This is a genomic window from Treponema berlinense (assembly GCF_052273165.1).
Taxonomy (GTDB): Bacteria; Spirochaetota; Spirochaetia; order Treponematales; family Treponemataceae; genus Treponema_D; species Treponema_D berlinense_A.
The window spans coordinates 1-23,603 of sequence record NZ_DAVZIU010000002.1; the positions used below are offsets into that span (position 1 = coordinate 1).

Genomic DNA, 23,603 nt, shown 5'->3' on the forward strand with positions numbered 1-23,603 from the left:
TGTGCTAACAAAACTAGCAGCATGCCTTGGCATGCAAAAATCCCTGCCACAAAGTGGCAGGACGTGCGCTTTAGCACACAGTTATATAATCTAGTTTTGTGCTAACAAAACTAGCAGCATGCCTTGGCATGCAAAAATCCCTGCCACAAAGTAACGAGGTGCACAGTAGAAAACGAGTTTTGCTTAAACAAAAGACACTGCCTGCCTACACGAAAAAAATCCTGGCCTTTTTTCTGCGCTGCTTATTTTCAGAGATTTTATTTTTCTATATAATCAGTTTAATAGAATTTGAGGTGTGTTATGTCTAAAATACAGATGAAAAACGCAATTGCAGAACTCGACGGCGACGAAATGACTCGCGTGCTTTGGGCTGTAATCAAAGAAAAACTTTTGGAACCTTTTGTTGAGCTCAAGACCGAATATTACGACTTGGGTCTTAAAAACCGCGACGAAACAGACGACAAAGTAACTTATGAAGCGGCAGATGCAATCAAAAGCCTTCGTGTCGGCGTAAAATGCGCAACAATCACTTCCAACGCTGCCAGAATGGAAGAATACCATTTAAAGCAACTCACTCCTTCTCCAAACGGAATTTTGCGTGGAGAACTTGACGGAACAATTTTCCGTGCGCCGATTTTTGTAAAAAACATTCACTGCAACGTAACAAGCTGGGAAAAACCAATTGTTCTCGGTCGTCATGGCTATGGCGATGTTTATAAAAACTGCGAAATCAAAACTCCAGGCGCAGGAAAAGCAGAACTTGTTTTTACAGGCGAAGACGGAAAAGAAATCAGAAAAACAATTCAAGTTATGAAAGGACCTGGCGTTCTTCAGGGAATGCACAACCTTGATTCTTCTATCGAAAGTTTTGCCCGCTGTTGTTTTAACTATGCCCTCGATCAAAAAATAGACTGCTGGCTCGGAACAAAGGACACTATTTCTAAAATCTATGACGGCAACTTCAAAGCAATCTTCCAGAAAATCTACGACGAAGAATTCAAAGAAAAATTCGAAAAAGCTGGAATTGAATATTTTTACACTCTGATTGACGACGCGGTTGCCCGCGTAATGAAGTCAAAGGGCGGATTTTTGTGGGCATGTAAAAACTATGACGGCGACGTTATGAGCGACATGATTGCTTCTGCCTGCGGAAGCCTTGCTATGATGACTTCAGTTCTTGTTTCTCCAAACGGAGAATTTGAATACGAGGCAAGCCACGGAACTGTTCAAAAGCACTATTACCGCTATCTCAAAGGCGAAAAAACTTCAACAAACCCAGTTGCAACAATCTTTGCCTGGACAGGAGCGCTCACAAAACGAGGCGAACTCGACGGAACACAGGATCTGGTAGATTTTGCAAAAAAACTCGAAAAAGCAACTCTCGATGTAATCGAAAGCGGAACAATGACTGGCGATCTAGCTCTTCTTTCAGAACCAAAAGCTGAACACATAGTAAATTCCTGGGACTTTATAGACGAAATTGCAAAAAAACTGTAAGGTCTGATTAACTTCTTAATTAACGTAACGGTTTATGGATTTGCCTCCGCACTCTGTAAACCGTTTTTTATTGAACAATTCCTCCCCATGGAATATCAAGCCTTTTGCAAAGCAGTTTATATTCTTTTTCTTCTTCAGGAGTAGCGGCGGTTGCAAAAAAGGACATATCCTTAAAAGAATCCGAAAGATATTCTGTTTTTTTAGAAGACTCTTCGCTTTCGACGCGGATTGCCTGTCTCGAAACTCCTTCCCTGCTGTCGATTACTTTTACATTGTTTCCAGCAACAAGCTGCATTATATCTGCTATATGAGTAAAGTGGGTACAGCCAAGGATTATCACATCGCAGCCGTTTGAGGCAAAAAAATCAACCGCAGGTTTTACAGCATTTTTTTTCTGTTCAATAGAAGCCGTAAAAAAATCTTTTTCGATAAAACGCACAAGTTCGGGATCTCCACGGCAATAAACCTGGCAATTTTCTGCAAAATCATCAATCAGGCGTTTGCTGTAAGGAGAATTGACAGAAGCGTTTGTCGCTAAAAAGCCGATTTTTTTATTCAATGTAAGCCTTGCCGCAAGTTTTATTGCTGGAACCGTTCCTACAATCGGCAATTCAGGAAAAAGTGAACGAAGTCTTTTGAGCGCAGTTACAGAAATCGTGTTACAGGCGATTATTAAGGTATGAGGATTCCATTTTTTTTCAATAAGCGAAATCGATTTTGACGCGCATTCGGTAATTTCTTCAACAGATTTTTCACCATAAGGAAAATGTTTTGTATCTCCGAGGTAAACACAACGGGCAGACGGTTGCTTTTGCTTTAATGCAATCATATACGGAATTCCGCCTGTTCCAGAGTCTAAAAAAGCAAAATCGGCACAACAAAAATCAGACTTCATTTTTAATTTCCAAAAAGAGAGTTAAAGGCAGAACGTGCTTCCTGGGATTTTTGAGAAAAACTATCAGTTCCTGCAAAATCGTCTTTATTTACAGAAAAATATTCACAAAAATTAGAACGCTCTTTGTCCGTAATAAGTTCTTCAACCGTTTCTTTGCAACCAAAATGACTTTCTGGTGAATAAAAACGGCAGTTTATGCAACTGTGTAAATCCGCACCGCAAACAGGGCAGAGCGTATTTCTGTAAATTTCTGAAATTTCAATTTTTTTTCCACATTTTCTGCACATAAATACAGTTTAAATATTTGATAAAAATCATTCAATCCCATACAATTGATTTATGTTTTTAAATAATCCATGCACACATCCTGGTTGCAAACGCAATTCAATTTCTTATATCGACAAAAACGGAAACCTGATCGAAAACTCTCAATTCTGCTACAAGCACACAAAAGAACCTGAAAAAGCAAAAAATGACCTTCTAAAATATATTTCCGAAAACCAGAAAATTGTCGGTCTAAACTGTTCAGGAATAACATTTTCAAAATCAGCATTGAGCGGACACCGCTTTTATGGCTGCGATTTTTCTCACTGTTTTTTTTCTGAATTGGACTGTGTTAAAATTCATTGCAGAATGTGCAAATTCGACTTTACAGTTTTTACGGATTGCAATCTGATTCAAAGCAATATGCAGTTCTGTTCTTTTGCCGGAACAAAACTCATTCATGTACTTTTTACGGGTTCTGATTTAATTCAGGACAATTTTAACGGACTTTCAAGCTATCAGTCTTCATTTGACGATTCCGATTTGTACAACAGCCGTTTTATACGCTCTCATTTGGTAGACACTTCGCTCAGAAACTGCAACATTAAAAAAACCGTTTTTTTTGAAGTCCAGACAAACAACGTTTCATTCAAACTTTCAAACACAAACGAAGCAATCTTTGACAAGCGCGGAAGCGCACTTTTTACAGGAAATGCCGAAGAAACTTCTCTGCCGAATACAGGAGCAAACTAAAATGAAAATCTACTTCCATCTGAACATTGAAAGTTTTTCAAATTGCTATGTTGTCGTAAACGAAGAGACCTCCGAAGCCGTAATCATCGATCCTGGAAAAATTACAAAGGAAATGATAAACCAACTCGAAGACAACCATTACAGGCCAGTTGCAGTTTTGGTTACTCACAACCACGAAGACCAGTTGCGCGGTTTAAAAACCTTTTTAAAGATTTATGATACCGAGGTTTATGCCGCCGAATCCAATATTTTTGGAATTCAGACAAAGGTAATTCACGGCGAAGGAAAACTGAACCTTGCCAACCTCGAAATTGAATATTTTCCTGTGCCTGGACATTCTCCAGACTCGATTGTTTACAAAATCGGAACTGTTCTTTTTTCTGGAGATGTAATAGGAGCAGGAACAATCGGAGAAACAAATTCCAATTACTCAAAGATGATTTTAAAGCGTGGAATTGAGCAGAAAATTCTCTCTCTCCCCGAAGACACGACGATTATGCCGGGACACGGACCTATAACGACAGTTGCCGCAGAACGCTCGTTCAATATTGATATCTAGCGACTCAAAAGCCAAACGCGTCCAGCAGAAAGGTTCCAACGACTTTTTACGTAATCTTCGAGCATTTGTGCTGAACCAGAAAAACCTGCCGCCTTTGTTTCGATTATATAATCAGCTTCCTCTTTTATAAAAGACTGGGAGTGAGAGCGGGCTGCCATGTCCGTAAAATATTTTTCACAAGCAGAAACTGGACGCTGAAGCATATAAGCCATAAATTCGTTTTTGAGAAGATACTCATCTTCGGTGTCATAATTAAGCGAAGGTGTAACTTGAAAATACTTTATAAGAAAATCAATCGCCCTCGGATCTGCCATTCGAAGCGAATAAAACACACTCGAAACGGTATTGCGGAAATCTTCATCAACAAAAAATATTCCGTGCCAGCCTTCATGTGCAACAAAAGTTGTTCTCAAATAAAGAGGGCTTTCCTGACTGATTGAAATTACAGCCCCTCGACCTTCCGAAAAACTTCCGTCTTCATTTTGAACGATAATTGAGTTTTTAAGGAGGATTTCGCGCAAAAGAAGTTCTTTTTTATTCAAAGGAAAATTTTCGTCTCTGGCTTTTTCAAAAAAGCGTGCCAAATCGTAAGCTCGGTAATCATGCGCATTGTAGCCATGTTTGCCTTCAAGTTGTGCATCTGATAAAAGTTTTCCCTTAAAGCCCTGCTTTTCTACGAAAAAAGCAAGCCGGCGGAAAAAGTCATTTTGAACAGAGTAATTTGCAATATCAAAAAAAAGTATACCGGAAAACCTGTCCCATTCAAAAAGTTCGTAATCGTTACCACGCCAGTTTTTTTGAGGCCATTGCATTATAAGTCCTGGATCAACTTTTATTGGATTAACAGGAGAAGAAACAATGCCTGAAGAATTTTCAAGAAGATTCCAGTCGCTGGAAACAGCCATAACACTTTTTATCTGCTCTGCATTTTCCGTTATTTCCAGTTCCGAAAAAGGAGATTTCAAGGCTGACACAGGAACATCAAGATAATCAGAACCACCGTTGCGAACTGTAAAGCGCTCGCCACCAGAAGTGAATTTTACACTGTCAGCATTCTGGTTAAATGAAAAGCAAATCTTTGGCATAAGGGCTTTTTCTGAATTTACAGGAGAAAAGCACATTGCAAGCGCAGAAAAATCAATTTTTTTTGTACCTTTTACAAGGCTTCCGCCATTCGGAGCAAAGGCATAGAGTTCACAATCCTGAGAATAATCAAAACCAACGGACGCTTGTGCAATCTGCACCAAAACGACAGAATATTTTGCTTTTGAACCGCTCAAATCAACAAAAAAACCAGCAGGACATTCTTTTCCGCGTTCAAGAGAATAAACAATTTCTACGCACTGCCCTTCAAAATCATCAAAATTAAAATTTATAAGCGACCTTGAAGAAAGTGGAAAAACAACAGAAGTCTTACCCTTAAAATCACTTTTATACAAAAAACCAAGGCTTGCCATATTTTGGCTTCCGTCTTTTTTGTAAGAAGTTTTTTCAACCTTAAGTTTTATACAGACGGCCGCACTTCCCTGCATTCCGCGGAACAAATCAATCCGTTCCTGCTGGCTTTTTTCAAAAATGTAAAAGTCGTTTTTCTGAGCAGTTTTTTTTATAACTGGACTTTCTTCTATTTCGGTTCCGTCAGGAATCTGCAAATTAAAATCAGTTTTTTGAGAACACGAAGCGACAAACGCGCAGAATAAAGTCCAGAATATTATTTTTTTTATCATTACTTCATTACTTTTTCGCCACGTTCCATTGCGGCGAGACCTGTTTTTACAAGTTCAAGAATTCCATAAGGCTCAAGAAGGCGAATAAGACTTTCGATTTTTTCTTCGCTTCCTGTTGCTTCTACAATTACAGAATTGAAAGAAACGTCTACAATATGCGCACGGAAAATCTGACAAGTTTCGATTATTACAGCCCGTTCAGTTCCAGTCGCCTTTACTTTTATCAATGCCATTTCGCGTTCGCAGGTTTCTTCTTTTTTGCAGTGGCTGATTGAAATTACTTCAACAAGTTTTGAAAGTTGCTTTTCAATCTGCTCAAGAACATATTCGTCGCCTGCAACGACAATTGTCATTCTCGACTGTTCTGGATTATGAGTTTCGCAAACCGTAAGAGACGCAATATTGAATCCGCGGCGACTAAAAAGACCAGAAACACGGCTCAAAACGCCGGATTTATCTTCTACAAGAACTGAAAGAACAAATTTTTCCATATAATTACCTCTATTTTTGTCAAACTGACCGTTTTTACTTAAATAAATTTTTATTTATTCATAATAAACGCCCAAAAGCCTTATGTCTTCTGCATTCGACCTTAAGACATTTATAAAGTCGTCAATATATTTTACCGGATTTTTTACATCAGAAGGAATAACTACATCGCTGTAAAACCAGTATTTCCAAGGTTTTCCTGCAATCGGACGCGATTCAAGCCGGTTCATGCTCAATTTTGCATTTTTAAACACGCCCAAAGTATCGTAGAGAGCACCAGCTTCGTTTTTTGTCGAGAACATCAAAGTTGCGCGGTTTGGCTTTTGCTCTCCCAATAATTTAGGAGAATTTTCTGTATGATTTGCGGCGATTATTACGAAGCGGGTGTAATTGTTCGGATCATTTTCGATTCCCTGACGAAGAACATCTAAGTCATACAGTTTTGCATTGCGCGCATTTGCAATAGCTGCGCAAGAAATGTCGTTTTTTTCGCTTACAAGTTCCGCTCCTGTCGCTGTAGAAACAGTATCCACAGTCTTATATCCATATTTTTTTATAAAATTAGAACATTGAGCAAGTCCCTGCGGATGACTGTAGACATGCTTGATTGATTCGAGGGTTGCGCCTTTTGGAGCTAAAATACTGTGTTCAACCCGGATTGTAACCGCACCGACAATCGAAATATCTTCGTAGCGCGTAAGGTTGTCATAATTGTTGTAAACAGAACCCGCAGTTGAGTTTTCTATAGGAATCATTCCATACTGAACTTTGCCGTCAACAACTTCCTGAAAAATCTCGTCAAACGAATCAGCCTCGACAGGTTCAGCCACATCTTCAAAATAATTAAAGATTGCCTGTTCTGCATAAGCGCCTTTTTTTCCGGAAAAAGCACAGAGCACGCGTTTTGAAGTTTTATTTTCTTCGCCCTGCAATGATTTAGGCTCTGTTTTTTCTTCTGCACGAATATGGGCAACTTGTTTTCCAATTACAGGAGCAAGTGTTTCGACATCTCGCATTATTTTTTCAAATTGCTCTGGATAAAGCGCTTGCGCCGCATCTGAGAGAGCCTGTTCCGGGTGGCAGTGAACTTCGACAATAATTCCGTCTGCACCAGCAGCGACAGCGGCAAGAGCCATAGGAGGAATTTTATCGCGGACACCAACTGCATGGCTAGGGTCTACAATCACAGGAAGATGTGTAAGGCTTCGCAAAACTGGTATTGAACTTAAATCCAAGGTATTGCGCGTAGCAGTTTCGTAAGTACGGATTCCTCTTTCACACAAAATAACCTTGTCTGTTCCACTAGAGAGCAGGTATTCGGCAGACATAAGCCATTCTTGAATTGTAGCGCAAAGACCACGCTTTAAAATAACAGGTTTACCGAGTTTTCCAAGCCTTTTTAAAAGCTCAAAATTCTGCATATTGCGAGCACCAACCTGATAGACATCGACCCCATTACTTTCCATAACGGGAATATATTCTGCATCGACAATTTCTGTAACAACAGGAAGTCCGTATTTTTCTCCAGCTTCTTTTAAGTATTTTAAGCCTTCTTCTCCAAGCCCCTGAAATGCATAAGGCGAAGTCCGCGGTTTAAAGGCTCCTCCGCGAAGCATGACAGCACCGCTTGCACTGACTGCCGCGGCCGCTTCAAGCATCTGCTCCCGGCTTTCGACAGCACAAGGACCTGCAATAGAAACAAGCCTGCTTCCACCAATTCTTATAATCTGACCGCGATTGTTTGGAATATCTACGACTGTGTTTTCTGGTTTAAATTCACGGCTGGCAAGTTTGTACGGTTTTGAAATCGGCACAACTTTTGCAACACCCGGAAGAACTTCCACTTCACGAATATCCATGGCAAGCCGTCCAACCGCTGCAAGAATCGTAGATTCATCACCTTTTACTTCGTTAATCTTAAAATTTTTAGACTTTAAGAGAGTTTTTATATTCTTTTTTTCGTTTTCGCTGACATCATTTTTAAGAACAATTACCATAAAATCATATTACAGCAAAATAAAAAAATATAAAACAAGACTTCTACAATTCTGGAATTTTTTTTTGAACAGCACCCTGCAACGTCGCAAAACTGTTTTCCTCTATTTGACACTTTTTGTATTTTTATACATAATTTATGCAAGAAAATGGATAATTTCCGCAAAAACTGCATTTTTTTATGTAACAATATGCAGAAGGACAACCTTTTGAAAGAACGAACTTCAAGGCTCAAGGCCATAAAAAAGCTTATAAAAAACAACAGAATAAAAAGCCAGGAAGAAATTCTTGGACTTTTGACAAACGAAGGATATGAGGTTACCCAGGCAACCCTTTCCCGCGACCTAAAACTTTTAAAAGTCGGAAAAGTGAGCGACGGTCACGCTGGCTATGTTTACACTCTTCCTGGAGAAGACGATCGTGGCGAAAGCGAAGAGATTTTTGTACAAGACTTTATGAGAGGTTATGTCAGCATTGAATGGAACGATTCCACAGTCGTAATAAAAACTTTCAGCGGACAGGCAAATTCTGTAGCAAACGCGCTGGACAGCCTCAATTTGAACGAAATTTTGGGAACAGTAGCTGGCGACAACTGCATTTTTGCAAGCCTCAGAAAAAACGTAACAGGCGAGCATTTTATGAAAGCCTTAAAAAAGCACATTCCAAATCTCGACGATTGACGAATAAATTTGTTTATAAAAATTTGCCAATCGGGTATAATGTAGTTTATGCTTACATTGACAATCGAAAACAAAAAAATCCAGTGCCACTTCGGCACCCAGGGAACTGAACTTCTTTCAAACTTCAAAAAAACTTCATCTCCTCTTATGGCATTGCGCCTTAATAACGAAATTCTTCCGCTTTCTTGGAGGATGCTCACAGACGGAACTCTAGAACCAGTATATCTTAATTCTAAAGACGGTGTAGCGGTTTACAGGCGCACGCTCTGCTTTATTCTTGCCGCCGCCGTTCACAAACTTTTTCCAGAAAAAAGACTTTTAATCGGACACAGTTTGGGTTCATCATATTATTACACTTTTGACGATTCTCCGGCAGAAAAACAGCAGGTTGAGCTTATAAAAAGCGAAATGCGTTCCATCGTCCAACAAAACGAGACAATCCAGACTTTGATTACTTCTTACGAAGCAGCCTGCGAACTTTTTGAAAAAAACGGATTAAAAGACACCCGCGCCCAGCTTGAATACCGTTGCGCTCCCCAAGTAACTGTAAATACCCTCGGCTCTTTTTCTGATATTTTTCAGGGGCCTTGCTCGCTTACTACAGGACAAATAAAATTCTTTGATCTTTTGCCTTATGATGAAGGCTTTTTGCTGCAATTTCCGTCTGAAAAAGAACCTGAAAAACTCGGCGAATTTTCCGACAACCCCAAGATTTTTGAAATCTATAAAAAATACAAAAACTGGGGAAAAACCGTAAACGTAAAGAATGCGGCTGATTTAAACCGGCTGATTCTAAAACGAAAGGTGAACGACTTTATCGACATTACAGAAACTTTCCAGTCTCAGAATTACGCAAAGGTCGCAGAACAAATCCACGAGCGCAAAAACGTAAAAGTTGTTTTAATCGCAGGGCCTTCATCTTCCGGAAAAACAACATCTGCAAAAAAACTCGCCCTTCATCTGCAGGCATTCGGTTATAATCCAAAAGTAATTTCGCTCGACAACTATTATGTAGGACGCGAAAAAAATCCAAAGGACGAAAATGGAAACTACGACTACGAATGTCTTGAAGCCCTCAACATTGAACTTTTAAACCAAAACCTCAACGACCTTTTTGACGGAAAAGAAATAAAGGTTCCTTCTTACAATTTTGATTTAGGACAGCCTTATTACACTGGCGAAACCATGCGCCTTGCCCAAAACGACATACTCATTATGGAAGGAATCCACGGTCTAAACGACAAGCTTACTCCAAAAGTAAAGGATGAGTTTAAGTTCAAAATCTATCTTTCAGCTCTTACCCAACTGAATATCGACGACCACACGCGTATTCCTTCGAGCGACAACCGTCTTATCCGCCGCATAGTTCGCGACTCACGTTTTAGAGGCAAATCCGCCGCAGACACTATCGGAATGTGGCAAAGCGTACAGAAAGGTGAACTTCTGCATATTTTTCCGTTTCAGAACAATGCTGATGCAGTTTTGAATACCGCCCTCGACTACGAAATCCCTGTTTTAAAAGTCTACGCAAGTCCGCTTTTGCACGCAGTAAAACCGAATATGCCAGAATTCAGCGAGGCCCGACGTCTACTGCGTTTTTTAGATAACTTTGACCAGATTCCAGAAACATATATTCCTAAACAGTCTATTGTCCGAGAATTTATCGGTGGCTCAAGTTTCCATTACTAAAACGCTCAAGTTCTGAATTGCTTTGAATTGACGATGTCATCAAGTTCTTTTTCTTCTTTTCGTTTGTTTTCAAGAGCCCAATCCCTTTGCCGTGCTTCCTTAAGCTTTTCGAGGGCCTTGACTTTGAGCATTGCGTCTTTCATTTTTTCGCGTTTTTGTTCGGTTTCAAGTTGTGCCTGAGCAAGTTCTTTGAGAAGTTGCTCTTTGCGCTGGGTTAAAAGCTTTAGATAATTATTCAGGTTATGAAGTTCAAGAACGTTCTTTATACCTTTTGAGTTTTTTACGGTCTGCACGTTCTGTTCAGCAAGCAAATCGAGGGTGTTTTGAATCTGGGCTTCAGCGCTTACGGCCTTTCCAAGTTCTGCTTGCGCCTGTTTTTCTTCAAACTTGCGGAGATTCAAAATTTTTTGCATGTTAAAGACAAATTTCTGCATATTTTTTAACTTGTCTTATTTTTTAGACAGTCCGCCGAGCGCTTTTGCCGCCTGTTCGAGAGAATTTGCAGTTTGAGCTGTCATGTTTTCGTTTGAAAGTTCATTAGAACTTGCGACATCGTCTATTTTCCTTTCCTGAACAAGCTGAGCTGTCGTTTTTTTGCCAAGCCCTGCGTCTTCCGAATATTCGTCCTCAGGAATTTCAATTCCAGAAACTGCGCTCAAAATCTGAAGCGTATTTTCGATTGTACAATGGTCTGTTTTTGACTGTGTCAGAAGCTCTTCAATTGCAGGATGACGCTCAATCGCCTCGTCTATTTCTGGATTACTTCCTTTTACATAAACTCCGGCATTTATCATGTCTTTGTTTTCTTCATAGATTGAAATCAAGCGACTCACTTTATTTGCAGCCTGCTGTGTCTGAGGTCCTGTAACATCGTCCCAAAGACGGCTTATAGAAGAAGTTATATCGATTGCAGGAAAATGCCTTTCACGGAAAAGTTTTTTGCTTAAAACAATATGTCCGTCCAAAGTTCCGCGCACCTTGTCGCTTACAGGCTCATTCAGGTCGTCTCCGTCGACAAGAACTGTGTAAAAAGCCGTAATTGAGCCTTTGTCGTTTGTACCAGTGCGCTCCAAAAGTTTCGGAAGCATGTCCCATACGCTTGCAGGATAACCGCTTTGAGTTGGAGGTTCTCCGTTTGCAGTTCCAATTTCGCGCTGAGCATGGCAAAAACGAGTAACGCTGTCCATCATAAGCATCACGTCTTTTCCTTGATTTCTAAAATACTCGGCAACTGCTGTGGTCGTATAAGCAGCACGAAGACGGGCGATTGAACTTTGGTCTCCAGTTGCAACAACTACAACAGAGCGTTTCATTCCTTCAGGGCCTAAATCGTGCTCAATAAAGTCCATAACTTCGCGTCCACGTTCACCGATAAGTCCGATTACATTTACGTCGGCATTAGTATTTCTCGCAATCATTGAAAGAAGAGTCGATTTTCCAACGCCAGATCCTGCAAAAATCCCCAGTCGCTGACCTTTTCCGCAAGTTAAAAGAGAATCAATTGCCCTTACACCGGTTATAATACGTCTGTTTATGTCTTTCCTTGTATAAGGATCAGGAGCAGGCGCAATTGCAGGATAATATTCATCGTTTTGAAGGGGACCTTTTCTGTCGTAAGGCCGTCCAAGAGCGTCGATTATGCGTCCGAGAAGTTTTTTTCCGACAGGAACCCGCAACTCTTTTCCGCTTGCAACGACTTCACTTCCTGCCATTATACCTTTTGTATCGCCATAAGCCATCAAGTTTACAGCATTTTCTTCCTGGTCAAAACCTACAACTTCTGCAACTAGTTCAGTTCCGTCTGCATTTTTTATAGTGCAAAGCTCACCGATTTTTGCATAAGGTCCACGACTTCGGATCATAAGCCCTTTTATTGCGGTAACGGTTCCAGTGTAGAGAATTGTTTCCGTATCAAGAACGGTTTTTAAGTATTTGTCAAAAAATTGTTCCATTCTTTTTCCGAACCTATTAACTATTTTTGAGCAGCAGTTTGTGCAGAAGCAGGATTTTTCTGAATTGGTTTCATAGGTGAAATTTCCAGAATTTTACTTTCGAGCTCAGAAAGCTGGCTTGAAATTCTTGCATCGATTGCTCCAAAATCAGTTTCGACGATGCAGCCACCTTTTTCGACAGAGCTGTCTTCTACGACAGTAATTCCGTTCACGCTTTCAACCTGTTCTGTAAAATCTTTTATGTGTTCGGTTGTCAGTTTTACATCTTCGAGGTTTACGCGGATTGTGACATCTCCACGAGCCTTTACTTTTTTGAGGGCGGACAAAACATTTGCCATTACGACAGATTTTTGATTTTCTGACATTACTTTTACAACTTTCCGCGTCATTAAAAGAACAAGTTGAATTATCTGCTCTTCTGTTTCGTTTAAAATCTGCTCACGGCGGTTCAGTACGGCTTCTAGAATCTTATGGCTGCGGTCAATAAGACGATTTACTTCTTCTTTTCCAGAATCATATCCGTCTTTTTTTCCTTCTTTTAAGCCTTCCTCATAGGAATTCCGCTTTATTTCGTCTTTTTCGATTTCCGATTTTGCCTGAATCTGGCTGGCCTGCTCTCTTGCATCCGCAATTATTTTTTGAGCCTCATTTTCTGCCTGAGCCTTTATTGTCTGAGCTTCGTCTGTCTGTTTTTTTACTTCCTCAAAAGCAGCATTTTTTGCACTTTCAATTATTGCATTGGCCTGAGCCTGAGCATCGTCAAGCATTTTTTGCTTTTCTGATTCCCATTGAACTTTAAAATCTTCAGCCTCACGCTTTAAATCGTCTGCAGTAGGACCTGTGTATTGAGGAACTTCTTCAACTTCAACTTCTTCAACAGGCTCTTCAAAAGTATGAACCAGCCCAAGCTTAAATTCGCCCTCTTTTGTCTTTATTTCGCCAGGCTGAAACAAGTTCTTATTCATGATTCTGTCCCTCTACAAAAATACTTTTTATTTTTTTGAAATGCAATATTAAACAACCAGTTCGTCTTCTCCAGAACGTGCAATAACAATTTCACCAGCATCTTCAAGACGACGAATTGTAGAAACAATTTTTTGCTGGGCTTCTTCAACGTCCTTCAAGCGAACAGGTCCCATAAATTCCATATCTTCTTTTAACATGCTTGCAGCACGTTTTGACATATTGCGGAAAATTTTGTCCTGAACTTCCGTGTCTACAGACTTTAAGGCCTTTGCAAGTTCTTGAGTATCGACTTCGCGCAGAACTTTCTGAATTGCACGGTCGTCGAGCATAACAATGTCTTCGAAAACGAACATTCTCTTTTTGATTTCTTCTGCAAGATCTGGATCGTCTTCTTCCAAAGATTCGATAATCTGCTTTTCAGAAGAACGGTCAACAAGGTTAAGAATTTCAACAATCGATTCAACACCACCGGCTGCTGTATAATCTTCGCTAGAAAGCGTAGAAAGTTTTTTCTCCAAAACGCGTTCAACTTCGCGCAAAACATCTGGAGAAGTACGGTCCATTGTTGCAAGACGGCGAGAAACTTCCGGCTGGATTTCTGCAGGAAGATTCTGCAAAATTATTGCTGCCTTATTTGGTTCAAGATAAGCAAGGATAAGGGCAATGGTCTGCGGATATTCAGTTTGAATAAAGTTTAAAAGGTGAGATGGATCTGTACGACGGATAAAGTCGAACGGACGCACCTGAAGGCTCGAGGTAAGACGATTGATAATATCTATCGCCTTCTGAGAACCAAGAGATTTTTCGAGAAGTTCGCGGGCATAATCGATACCGCCAGTAGAAATAAAGTTCTGCGCATCCATGAGACTCTGAAATTCTTCAAGAACCTGATCCTTAAAATCGGCATCGACAGTTTCGAGCCTTGCAATTTCAAAAGTCAAGGTTTCTACTTCATCTTCGCGCAAGTGCTTCATAATTTCGGCAGAAACATCGCTTCCAAGAGAAACCAAAAATATTGCAGCCTTTTGCCGTCCAGTAAGGTTTTTATAATCTTTTGCGCCAGACTTTTTACCGCCGGATTTTACAGTTGCCGGTTTTGAAGCGGTCTTTGCTTTTTCATCAGCCATAAATTATTCCTCCAGCAGCCATGTACGAATAAGCATTGCAACGTCTTCTGGATGTTCTTTTGCCATTGCAATTGCATTTTCTTGAAGTTCGGCGCGTTTACGCTCTTCGACAGACATTGTAACGTCCTGAAGTCCATCCTGTTTTGCATCCCAGAGAGCTTTTTCGCGTTCCGCCTGCTGACGCCGCAAAATCTCTTCTTCTCGCAAACGGCGTCTTCTGTCCAGTTCGCGGCTAATAAACCTAAAGATGATAAATGCCAGAAGAATTACGGTAATTCCTGCAAGAGAAAAAAGCACAGTCCGTCTTGTTTCTTCCTTGCGGAAATACGCATCTTCTTCAATTTCCCACTCTTTGTCCCTTGGAATCGGAAAACTCGTAATAGAAACCGAATCTCCACGTTTTTTCTGGTAATTGATTCCGCTTTGAACAATCTTCGTAACATCATCAATAACTTTCTGACTTACAGGATGATAAACCCGAAAAAAGTGGCCTATGCTCAAGCGACAGTTATCCAGTGAAATTTCATTTTGCTGACAGTAAGACTGCCATTCAGAAAGATTCTGGTCGTTTATTACAATCGGCTTTCTGTTTTTGTCAATGATAGTTTCCCAACGACCGTCAATGTTCGCAGAAGCAGAAATACGTTTAAGTTCGTAATTTTGATCTGTATGACGCTCTTCTTTATTTACAACGTTGTTTTTTGTAATTCCTTCTTCGGTCGATTTTCCAATTACATTCGACATATCGGAATAAACTGGAGGATTCTGCCCTTCAACTCCAGCCGGACCTTCAGGATTATAGCCTGTTCCAGTCCAAGTTTTCTTTATTTCTTGAGAAGAAAGAGTTATCGATTCTCTTTTTTCAGTCGTGTCATAAGGCTTGTCAGGATCCTGCTCCGTTATAATTACCGGAGTATAAATAGTCTGATCCTTTGAAACAAAGTTCAAATCTTTTTCAATTTTTACAACCAAATCGCGTACACGGTCAGCGCCGTTAAAGTTTTTTTGAAGACTTTCAAGTACACGTTTTCTGAGAGCCTCTTCTTCTTCACTGATTATTTTATTTCCCTTGCGAATATTGTCCAGACGATCGCTCTCCGCAAGGCTTTCAAAATCATTTAAAATATTTCCAAAATTATCAGAAAGAGTAAGATTTTCGGCAGTAAGACCAACGACAGAACGCAAAATTAAATCCTGCAGACCTTTTAAGCGTTTTCTTTCTTCCGGCATTGTGCTGTTTGGCTTGAACGTAACAATAACAGAAGCGGTAACAGGTTTCTGGTCGGTCGAAAAAAGTTCTTTTTTTGGAAAAGTGAGATCTACAGTTGCATTCGCAATATCGTCAATTGCAAGGATATGCTGCTTTAACTGTTTTGTAAGCGAACGCTGAAGCTTTATATTTCTGTCAAAATCAGTATCAGACCAGCTGCTTTTGTCAAAAAGATTAAAAGCATCGACTTCCTTAGGAACAAGACCTTCAGTAATCAAAATGCTCTTCATTTTTTCGGCAGTTTTTTTGTCATTTACAATAATAAGTCCGTCTTCACGTACTCGAAAATCTACGTTATCTTGATCAAGACGCATTGTAATATTTTCGCGGGCATCTTCATCTCGAATAACAGTTGTAAAAAGTGGCACTCCGGCTGGCGCAGAATTTACTCTGAACATAAGAGCAAGCGCAACAACAACAAGAAGCACAATGCCAATGAAAATTCCTTTCTGAACAGGTTTCCATTTAGCCCAAAGTTCTTTGATTTTAGCCGGCAGTTGTTTAAGCCATTCGATCATCTGTCCCCTCCCGTGACCGAATTTCAAGAATTTCTATAAAAAAGGAAAAACCTTAAAATCTCAGTTTTAAAGATTTTTAAATACATTCTATAATAACATATATTTTTTACAAAGAAAAGACAGAAAAGATATTTTTTATGCGTTAACGGGTTGTCTGAAGTTCGCTCCAGCCTGTAAGAAGTCTGTCAATCACCGTCTGTGCAAGATTCAGAGACATTTGCGCCTTTGCCATTGCGGTCATAACATCGTGAATACCCACGGAATCAGGATCTGTAATAAGTTTTTGCTCAACACGGCTTACATCAAGCTGTTTTTCGTTTACAGCATCCACAGCTTCAAGAATATAAGATTCAAAACTGCGTTTATTTGTATTTTGAGTTGAAATTTTTGCACTGTTTGACTGAAAAGAATTTGTGTACGACAAGTCAGAAACGTTTGAAATATTCATAACATTCATTTATTGACCTCCCATAAAAAGTCAAGATTAAAACTTCAGTTTTAGGATTGACTTTTTAAGTTGTTTCGCAACGAAGAGAGAAACAACATATTATAAGAAAGTTTGCAACGCAAACTTTTAAAGATAAAAACAGACGCCATTTTCGGCTGTTTTTATCTTACATCTTCCCTTTTACCCACAAAAATTTTAATCAAATTGCCGCTGCTTGTCTACAGAATCATTTGGACAATCAGAAAAAAAATTAGCCTCTTCCAATTTCAAGCGCTGCAGAAAACATGTCCTTTGCGCCTTGAATTACAGTAGAGTTTGCCTCATAAGCGCGGCTTGCTGAAATTAAGTTTACCATTTCGTTTACAATATTTACATTCGGATATTCAACATAGCCTTTATCTGGACCAGATTGAATTGCATCTGGATTTGACGGATCATAAACCATGCGGCCTTTTGAAGTATCTTTTACAATTTCTTTTACGCGAACGCCTTTTCCAGGACCATTGTCCTGCTCAGCATTTACAAAAGGCATTCGCCATGTCGGATGAGCAGAAGCGATTGGCTCAACAATTACAGAAGATTTTTTAAATGCTCCGCCTTCAGGAGTGCGTGTCGTAGAAACGTTTGCAATATTATTTGAAATTACATCAGAACGAAGACGTTCAACGCTCATTCCTGTCGTTGCAATATTGATTGAAGTAAACATTCCCATAAAAAGTCTCCCATAAAAAACTCAATTCTTATCAAAAGCAAGAAAAAACTATTTTCTCATTGCAAGTTTTACCTGGCTAAATTCAAAATTCTGAAGTTGGGCTAAAAGCCTGTAGTTCATCTGCGTTTTCAAAACAACAGTTGCTTCATATTCCGCATCAACGTTATTTCCGTTGGCATCCGCAGTTGTCGTCCAATCAGTAACACGACGAGGTTCAACAGTTTTCCAGTCATAAGGCTCTTCAAGGGAAAAATGTCTGCTGTCTGTTCTGGTCAATTCAAATTTATGGGCTTTATCTGCTTCGCTTTCAAAAGCACGTTTTAATTCACTTTCAAAATTGACAGTCTGCCTTTTGTAATTCGGCACTTCTGAGTTTGCTATATTGTTTGCAGAAACCTGATACCGCAACGAATTAACATCCATCGCACGGTGTAAAAGTTCAACTGACCTTGTAAAAGTATTCATATTAAATATATCGGCAGTTGATTTTTTTTGTTTATAATTTTTTATCGATTGTTAAAGCGTTTTAAAAATTCTTGCATGCGGATATTTTTAGGATTGTTTATAAGTTCTTGTGGATCGCCGTAATCAACAACATGACCTGCGTCAAGAAACAGAATTTTGTCGCTTGTATCGCGGGCAAATGCCATTTCGTGAGTTACGACAATCATCGTCATTTTTGACTTTGCAAGTCCGCGGATAATTTCAAGAATTTCTCCTGTAAGTTCAGGATCGAGGGCACTTGTAGGCTCATCAAAAAGCAAAACCTTTGGCTTTAAGGCAAGAGCACGCGCAATGCTAACACGCTGCTGCTGGCCACCTGAAAGTTCGCATGGATAATTGTTTTCTTTTCCAGAAAGTCCCATGCGCTGAATAAGGTGAACCGCAGTCTCTTCGGCATCTTTCTTAGGAACACCAAGAACCGTAACCTGAGGATCCATTATATTTTTTAAGACAGAATAATGCGGAAAAAGATTGAAATTCTGAAAAACAAAGCCGAGATTTAAGGCTATTTCTCTTTGAGTTTTTTTATCTGCATAAACGCCGTCTTTTACAAGCTGCTGGGAGCAAATTGTAATAGTTCCGCTGTCAATTTTTACAAGCTGGGCAACAGAACGAAGAAGAGTCGATTTTCCAGAGCCAGAAGGACCGATAATTCCAAGAACTTCGCCCTGTTCAACTTCAAAAGACACGTCTTTTAAAACCTGAACTCCGTCTCCAAAAAATTTATTTACGTTTTTTACAGAAATTATACTCATCTTTATATATCCGCCAGTTTTGAATTTTCAGTTTAAAAAAAATGTCTTATTTATAATAATCAAGTTTTTTTTCAAGGTGAATAAAGACAGCCGTTACAACCCAGTTCATCAAAAAATAAAATACACCGGCAATAAAAATCGGTGTCGTGCTAAAAAGTCTGCTTGAATGAGTTTGAGCCGTTCTTAAAAGCTCGACTACTCCGATTACGCTTACCAATGCGGTATCTTTTACGAGAGTAATTACCTCGTTTCCCATCGGAGGAACAATTCTCTTTACAACCTGAGGCAAAACAATCTTAAAAAAAGTCTGTGTCTTTGAATAGCCGAGAACTTTTGCAGCTTCATACTGACCGACAGAAATCGACTGCAATCCTCCTCGATAAATTTCTGCAAAATAACAGGCATAATTTACCGAAAGCGCAATAATTGCCGCGGTAAAACGATCCCAGGAAAACTTAAAAAGATAGAAAGGACCAAAATAAACGACAATCAACTGGAGCATCAACGGAGTTCCGCGGATTATGAGCAGAAAAGCATTTGCCAGCATAGAAAGAGGCTTAAATTTCGACACGCGCGCCATTGTAATCGGCAAAGCAAGAGGAATTGAAAAAAGCAGCGTTAAAAAGAAAACTTCAAGCGAAACCAAACTCGATTGAAGCATTGTTAATATAAGTTTTGCCATATTTTTTTATAAGTTTAAAAACTGAATCTGCAAAAAAGCAAATCCAGTTCATTTTTCTTACGAATTTTAATTCAACTTTAATTCTAGTTATTTTCCGATTACTGTAATATCAGAACCGAACCATTTTTCAGCAATTTTAGCAACAGTTCCGTCAGCAGCCATCGCTTCGAGAGTTTTCTGAACTTCGTTCGTAAGTTTTACATCACCTTTACGAAAAGCAATTCCGTATTCTTCAGGAGACAAGCCTTCAGAAAGAACTTCAAATGGTTTTCCAGAAGTCTTGATTGCGTAGTTTGCAACGATAAGATCCATTACAACACCATCAACTCCGCCAATTTCAAGGTCGTTTAAAGCCATGATATTGTCTTTGAACTCGATTATTGATTTTACAGAACGTTTAAAATCAGGAGAAGCTTCAACCGCATCTGAGGCAGAAGAACCTGCCTGAAGTCCGACTTTTTTTCCTGCCATGTCAGAAAGTTTTTTAATTCCCGAATTCTTTTTTACAACCAAAACCTGCGCATTTTTAAGATAGGGTTTAGAAAATGAAAGCGCCGCTTTGCGTTCTTCGGTCATTGTAAGACCGTTCCAGATACAGTCGATGTTTCCAGTAGCAAGTTCCTGCTCTTTTGAATCCCAGTTAATCGGCTGAGCGCGGAATTTTACACCAAGACGAGAAGAAACTTCTTTTGCAAGGTCAATGTCAAATCCAACGATTTCGTTTGAAGAATCACGGAATCCCAACGGAGGGAATGAATCGTCAAGACCGAGAATAAATTCTCCACGACTTTTGAGCGCTTCGAGAGAATTATCTCCAACTTCTTTTTTAGAACAGCTAGCAAAAACTGTAAGTGCGGCAAGAGCACATACAAACAAAGTAACTTTTTTCATTTTTTACTCCTATTAAAAAGTTTGCAACGCAAACTTAAAAAAATAAAAACATTGTTTTTATAAATAAACTAGATTTTTCCTTCGCAAAATGCCAAAAGAGATGCAATCTGTTTTTCTGTTTGCTCAGGACTTGGCGCGCCAGTTGTTTTTCTTGCACGCATACACGCTTGTGGCGTAATTTTAGCAAACAAGTCTTCTTCAAAAAGCGGGCTGATTGACTTGATTTCTGAAAGCGTCAATTCCTCGATTGCTTTTCTTCCAGTATCAATCGCAAGGCGGACACACTGCGCAGCAACTCCATGTGCAGTTCTAAAAGGCATTCCCTTGCATACAAGATAATCTGCAACATCTGTCGCATTTGCAAAACCGCCTTCACAACTTGCAGCCATCTTTTCTTTGTTCCAATTTGCGCTTGCTATCATAGCTTCAAAAACAATGATATTCCCCTGAACACAGTCAAGAGCATCAAAAAGAGGCGCCTTATCTTCCTGCATGTCGCGGTCATAACTCATAGGAAGAGCTTTCATCATCGTAAGAAGGTTCATAAGGTCGCCGTAAACCCTTCCTGTACGTCCGCGGATCAATTCTGCAAAGTCAGGATTTTTTTTCTGCGGCATAATTGAAGAACCTGTAGACCATTTTTCACTCAATTCAACAAAACCGAATTCTGTCGTAGACCAATAGACTATTTCTTCGCACATACGGCTCAAATGCATCTGAATAAGCGAAAAATCAGAAGTAAATTCGATACAGTAATCACGGTCGGCAACGCTGTCCAGAGAATTCTGAGTTACTCCGTCAAAATTCAAGAGTTCCGCCACATATTCACGGTTCAAAGGAAGATCTGAACCGGCAAGAGCGCCACTTCCCAAAGGAGAAAGCGAAATTCTTTTCAAACTATCAGAAAGCCTTTCGTAATCACGCACGAGCATCCAAGCCCAAGAACACAAATGCTGTGCCAAAGTTCCAGGCTGAGCGTGCTGCATGTGTGTGTAGCCAGTCAAAAGAGAATCTTTATGTTTAGACGCAATATCTGCAAGAGTTTTTATTAAAGAGGCAATCTGTTTTTGAAGCTCAGGAATTACGCGTCTAAGGTAAAGTCTTTCATCAAGGGCAATCTGGTCGTTGCGGCTTCGTCCTGTGTGGAGCTTTCTTCCGCTTTCGCCAATTCTGTCCGTCAAGGTAGCTTCGATAAATGAATGAATATCTTCGGCAGAATAATCAATTGAAAGTTTTCCAGAGTTTAAATCCTGTTCAATAGAATCCAAACCTTTTTGAATTTCTTCATTTTCTTTTTCAGAAATAATCTTCTGTTTAGAGAGCATCGCAGCATGAGCTTTTGAACCGCGAATATCGTCCAATGCCATGCGTTCATCTACGTGAATCGAAGTTTCAAATTCAACTGCCGCGGCATCCGGTCCTTCTGCAAAACGTCCGTGCCACAATGCTGCATGATTGTCTTTTGTAATTGTTCCGTGAGATTTATTTTCTGCCATTTTTAGTTTCCCCAGCACATCATCTGCTCGTCAATTGGTTTTCCAGGAATTGCCATTGGAAAAATCATTTCGTCAATATCAACAATCGTATCGACAATGTACGGTTTTTTTTCGGCAAATGCAGTCTTGAATACTTTTTCAAATTCATCATTATTGTTTGCCTTTACGTAACCTACGCCGTAAGCATCTGCAAGTTTTTTCCAGTCGGGACCAAAATCAAGCGTCGTGTGGCTGTATCGTTTTTCGTAGAAAAGTTTTTGCCATACACGGACATTTCCGAGCGTGCCGTTATTTACAAGGACAATTACGATTGGAAGATTATAGCGTGCAATTGTACAAAGCTCATTGCAATTCATTCTAAAAGAACCGTCACCTGCAATATGAACTACACGTCCACGAGGATTTGCTACCTGCGCCCCCATTGCAGCGCCAGTGCCGTACCCCATGGTTCCAAGACCGCCGGATGTAAGGAAAGTACGAGGTTTTTCAAACGGATAGAACTGGGCTGTCCACATCTGATGTTCGCCGACTTCCGTAGTAATAAAAGCATCGTCGCCTGCATATTTGTGAACAGTCTCGAGCATAAATTTTGGATTTACAGAGTTCGGTTTTATAATTGAATAGCTTGCAGGAATTTCTTTTTTCCATACGGCAATTTTTTCAAGCCACTCTGAATGTGATTTTTTTTCGATTAAAGGCAAAAGACGTGTCAAAATTGACTTTAAGTCGCCTACAAGTTCACCGCCAGCATGAATGTTTTTATTGATTTCTGCAGGATCAATGTCAATATGAAATACTGTCGCATGTTCAGCAAATTTTTTTGGATCGCCGATTACGCGGTCAGAAAAACGAGAACCAAGCGCCAAAACAAGATCGCTTTCTGTAACAGCCATATTGCTTGCACGGGTTCCATGCATTCCGACCATCCACGTACAAAGAGGATGATTTGCAGGAAAAACGTCGCGTCCCATAAGGCTTTCAGAAACAGGAATTGAAGCTTTTTCTGCAAATTCCAAAAGCTCTTTTTCTGCGCCAGAAATTTTTATTCCTCCACCAGCGTAGATAACGGGTCGTTCTGATTTATTTATGATTTCTGCGGCCAATTTTAATTCTTCATCGGAAGGAACATTTACGCTCATAACCCGCTTGAAATTCGAATTTTCTTTTATTAAGACAGCAGAACCGTCATCGCCTTTTTTGAGAGGTTCAAATTCACACATTGCAGCTGTAATGTCTTTTGGAATATCAATCAAAACAGGTCCAGGTCTTCCAGATTTTGCAATTATAAAAGCCTGACGGAAAATATATGCAAGGTCTTCAACCCGTCTTACCATAAAATTGTGTTTTGTAATTGGCAAAGTTACGCCAGTAATGTCAATTTCCTGAAAAGTGTCTTTTCCAAGCAAAGGAGTTCCAACGTTACAGGTAATAGCAACCATCGGAACAGAATCCATGTAAGCAGTTGCAATTCCAGTTACAAGGTTTGTAGCTCCAGGACCGCTTGTTGCCATGCAAACTCCAACACGACCTGTAGAACGTGCGTAACCGTCGGCAGCATGGGCAGCAGCCTGTTCATGAGCCGTTAAAATATGGGTAAGGCGGTCAGAATTTTTGTAAAGAGCATCATAAATATTTAAGATATTTCCACCAGGATAACCAAAGACAGTGTCTACCCCCTGCTCAATCAAACACTCAATAACAATTTGAGAACCATTAATTTTCATTTTGCTTCCT

Annotated in this window: 23 protein-coding genes; 5 read left to right on the top strand and 18 right to left on the bottom strand. The window is 39.8% G+C overall.

Annotated features, from left to right (window positions below; genetic code table 11):
* The first annotated feature begins 300 nt into the window (after nt 1-300).
* A complete protein-coding gene (locus ACT6XC_RS01200) occupies nt 301-1,497 on the top strand; it encodes an NADP-dependent isocitrate dehydrogenase (RefSeq protein ID WP_443740525.1) in 1,197 nt (398 codons plus the stop codon).
* Nucleotides 1,498-1,564: 67 nt separating this feature from the next.
* Here the strand turns inward: ACT6XC_RS01200 and murI are convergent, their stop codons facing one another.
* Together murI and ACT6XC_RS01210 are read right to left on the bottom strand one after the other, a co-directional pair.
* Nucleotides 1,565-2,392, bottom strand: coding sequence for a glutamate racemase (gene murI / locus ACT6XC_RS01205; RefSeq protein ID WP_443740526.1), 828 nt, complete (start codon nt 2,390-2,392; stop codon nt 1,565-1,567).
* A 2-nt stretch (nt 2,393-2,394) separates the two neighbouring features.
* Nucleotides 2,395-2,679: a hypothetical protein gene (locus ACT6XC_RS01210; protein WP_443740527.1), complete on the bottom strand. Its 285-nt coding sequence runs from the start codon at nt 2,677-2,679 to the stop codon at nt 2,395-2,397.
* 52 nt (nt 2,680-2,731) lie between these two features.
* On the opposite strand from ACT6XC_RS01210, the gene ACT6XC_RS01215 reads away from it, so the two are divergent.
* Both ACT6XC_RS01215 and ACT6XC_RS01220 read left to right on the top strand, forming a co-directional pair.
* A complete protein-coding gene (locus tag ACT6XC_RS01215; protein ID WP_443737092.1) occupies nt 2,732-3,409 on the top strand; it encodes a pentapeptide repeat-containing protein in 678 nt (225 codons plus the stop codon).
* Nucleotide 3,410: 1 nt separating this feature from the next.
* Nucleotides 3,411-3,968, top strand: coding sequence for an MBL fold metallo-hydrolase (locus tag ACT6XC_RS01220; protein ID WP_443740528.1), 558 nt, complete (start codon nt 3,411-3,413; stop codon nt 3,966-3,968).
* Here the strand turns inward: ACT6XC_RS01220 and ACT6XC_RS01225 are convergent.
* The 3 genes from ACT6XC_RS01225 to aroF are packed head-to-tail and all read right to left on the bottom strand — an operon-like array spanning nt 3,965 to nt 8,181.
* Nucleotides 3,965-5,695, bottom strand: a complete 1,731-nt coding sequence (locus ACT6XC_RS01225) for a hypothetical protein (RefSeq protein ID WP_443740529.1) — start codon at nt 5,693-5,695, stop codon at nt 3,965-3,967. The two genes, ACT6XC_RS01220 and ACT6XC_RS01225, sit on opposite strands and share 4 nt — an antisense overlap.
* Entirely contained in the window at nt 5,695-6,186 is a 492-nt protein-coding gene (gene ilvN, locus ACT6XC_RS01230; protein ID WP_288517301.1) for an acetolactate synthase small subunit, read from the bottom strand. Before ilvN ends, ACT6XC_RS01225 begins: the two co-directional genes overlap by 1 nt.
* Before the next feature lie 54 nt (nt 6,187-6,240).
* Nucleotides 6,241-8,181 carry a 3-deoxy-7-phosphoheptulonate synthase gene (gene aroF / locus ACT6XC_RS01235; RefSeq protein WP_443740530.1) on the bottom strand — a complete coding sequence of 647 codons (1,941 nt, stop codon included), beginning with the start codon at nt 8,179-8,181 and terminating at the stop codon, nt 6,241-6,243.
* A gap of 207 nt (nt 8,182-8,388) precedes the next feature.
* Between aroF and ACT6XC_RS01240 the strand changes: the two genes are divergently transcribed.
* Both ACT6XC_RS01240 and ACT6XC_RS01245 read left to right on the top strand, forming a co-directional pair.
* A complete protein-coding gene (locus ACT6XC_RS01240; RefSeq protein ID WP_443737096.1) occupies nt 8,389-8,859 on the top strand; it encodes an arginine repressor in 471 nt (156 codons plus the stop codon).
* A 48-nt stretch (nt 8,860-8,907) separates the two neighbouring features.
* On the top strand, nt 8,908-10,548 hold the full coding sequence (locus ACT6XC_RS01245) for a nucleoside kinase (protein WP_443740531.1): 1,641 nt from the start codon (nt 8,908-8,910) through the stop codon (nt 10,546-10,548).
* 5 nt (nt 10,549-10,553) lie between these two features.
* On the opposite strand, the gene fliJ is transcribed toward ACT6XC_RS01245, so the two are convergent.
* From fliJ to ilvB, 13 genes are all read right to left on the bottom strand, one after another.
* Nucleotides 10,554-10,961 (bottom strand): flagellar export protein FliJ, encoded by a 408-nt coding sequence (fliJ, locus tag ACT6XC_RS01250; RefSeq protein WP_443740532.1) that lies wholly within the window; start codon nt 10,959-10,961, stop codon nt 10,554-10,556.
* 36 nt (nt 10,962-10,997) lie between these two features.
* Nucleotides 10,998-12,500 (bottom strand): FliI/YscN family ATPase, encoded by a 1,503-nt coding sequence (locus ACT6XC_RS01255; RefSeq protein WP_443737099.1) that lies wholly within the window; start codon nt 12,498-12,500, stop codon nt 10,998-11,000.
* Between the two features lie 20 nt (nt 12,501-12,520).
* The gene (gene fliH / locus ACT6XC_RS01260; protein WP_443737100.1) at nt 12,521-13,465 is read right to left on the bottom strand and encodes a flagellar assembly protein FliH; all 945 of its coding nucleotides are present in this window, start codon (nt 13,463-13,465) and stop codon (nt 12,521-12,523) included.
* Between the two features lie 48 nt (nt 13,466-13,513).
* The gene (gene fliG, locus ACT6XC_RS01265; protein WP_443737101.1) at nt 13,514-14,593 is read right to left on the bottom strand and encodes a flagellar motor switch protein FliG; all 1,080 of its coding nucleotides are present in this window, start codon (nt 14,591-14,593) and stop codon (nt 13,514-13,516) included.
* A gap of 3 nt (nt 14,594-14,596) precedes the next feature.
* A complete protein-coding gene (gene fliF / locus ACT6XC_RS01270) occupies nt 14,597-16,381 on the bottom strand; it encodes a flagellar basal-body MS-ring/collar protein FliF (RefSeq protein WP_443740533.1) in 1,785 nt (594 codons plus the stop codon).
* Nucleotides 16,382-16,523: 142 nt separating this feature from the next.
* On the bottom strand, nt 16,524-16,838 hold the full coding sequence (gene fliE, locus ACT6XC_RS01275; protein WP_443740534.1) for a flagellar hook-basal body complex protein FliE: 315 nt from the start codon (nt 16,836-16,838) through the stop codon (nt 16,524-16,526).
* 241 nt (nt 16,839-17,079) lie between these two features.
* Nucleotides 17,080-17,541, bottom strand: a complete 462-nt coding sequence (gene flgC / locus ACT6XC_RS01280) for a flagellar basal body rod protein FlgC (RefSeq protein WP_443737104.1) — start codon at nt 17,539-17,541, stop codon at nt 17,080-17,082.
* Between the two features lie 48 nt (nt 17,542-17,589).
* Nucleotides 17,590-18,006 carry a flagellar basal body rod protein FlgB gene (flgB, locus tag ACT6XC_RS01285; protein ID WP_443740535.1) on the bottom strand — a complete coding sequence of 139 codons (417 nt, stop codon included), beginning with the start codon at nt 18,004-18,006 and terminating at the stop codon, nt 17,590-17,592.
* 41 nt (nt 18,007-18,047) lie between these two features.
* Nucleotides 18,048-18,800, bottom strand: a complete 753-nt coding sequence (locus tag ACT6XC_RS01290; RefSeq protein WP_443740536.1) for an amino acid ABC transporter ATP-binding protein — start codon at nt 18,798-18,800, stop codon at nt 18,048-18,050.
* 46 nt (nt 18,801-18,846) lie between these two features.
* Nucleotides 18,847-19,482 (bottom strand): amino acid ABC transporter permease, encoded by a 636-nt coding sequence (locus ACT6XC_RS01295; RefSeq protein WP_443737106.1) that lies wholly within the window; start codon nt 19,480-19,482, stop codon nt 18,847-18,849.
* A gap of 87 nt (nt 19,483-19,569) precedes the next feature.
* Complete coding sequence (locus tag ACT6XC_RS01300; protein ID WP_443740537.1) at nt 19,570-20,373, bottom strand: amino acid ABC transporter substrate-binding protein; 804 nt, start codon at nt 20,371-20,373, stop codon at nt 19,570-19,572.
* 68 nt (nt 20,374-20,441) lie between these two features.
* Nucleotides 20,442-21,869 (bottom strand): argininosuccinate lyase, encoded by a 1,428-nt coding sequence (argH, locus tag ACT6XC_RS01305; RefSeq protein ID WP_443740538.1) that lies wholly within the window; start codon nt 21,867-21,869, stop codon nt 20,442-20,444.
* 2 nt (nt 21,870-21,871) lie between these two features.
* Entirely contained in the window at nt 21,872-23,593 is a 1,722-nt protein-coding gene (ilvB, locus tag ACT6XC_RS01310; RefSeq protein WP_443740539.1) for a biosynthetic-type acetolactate synthase large subunit, read from the bottom strand.
* Nucleotides 23,594-23,603 lie beyond the last annotated feature (10 nt).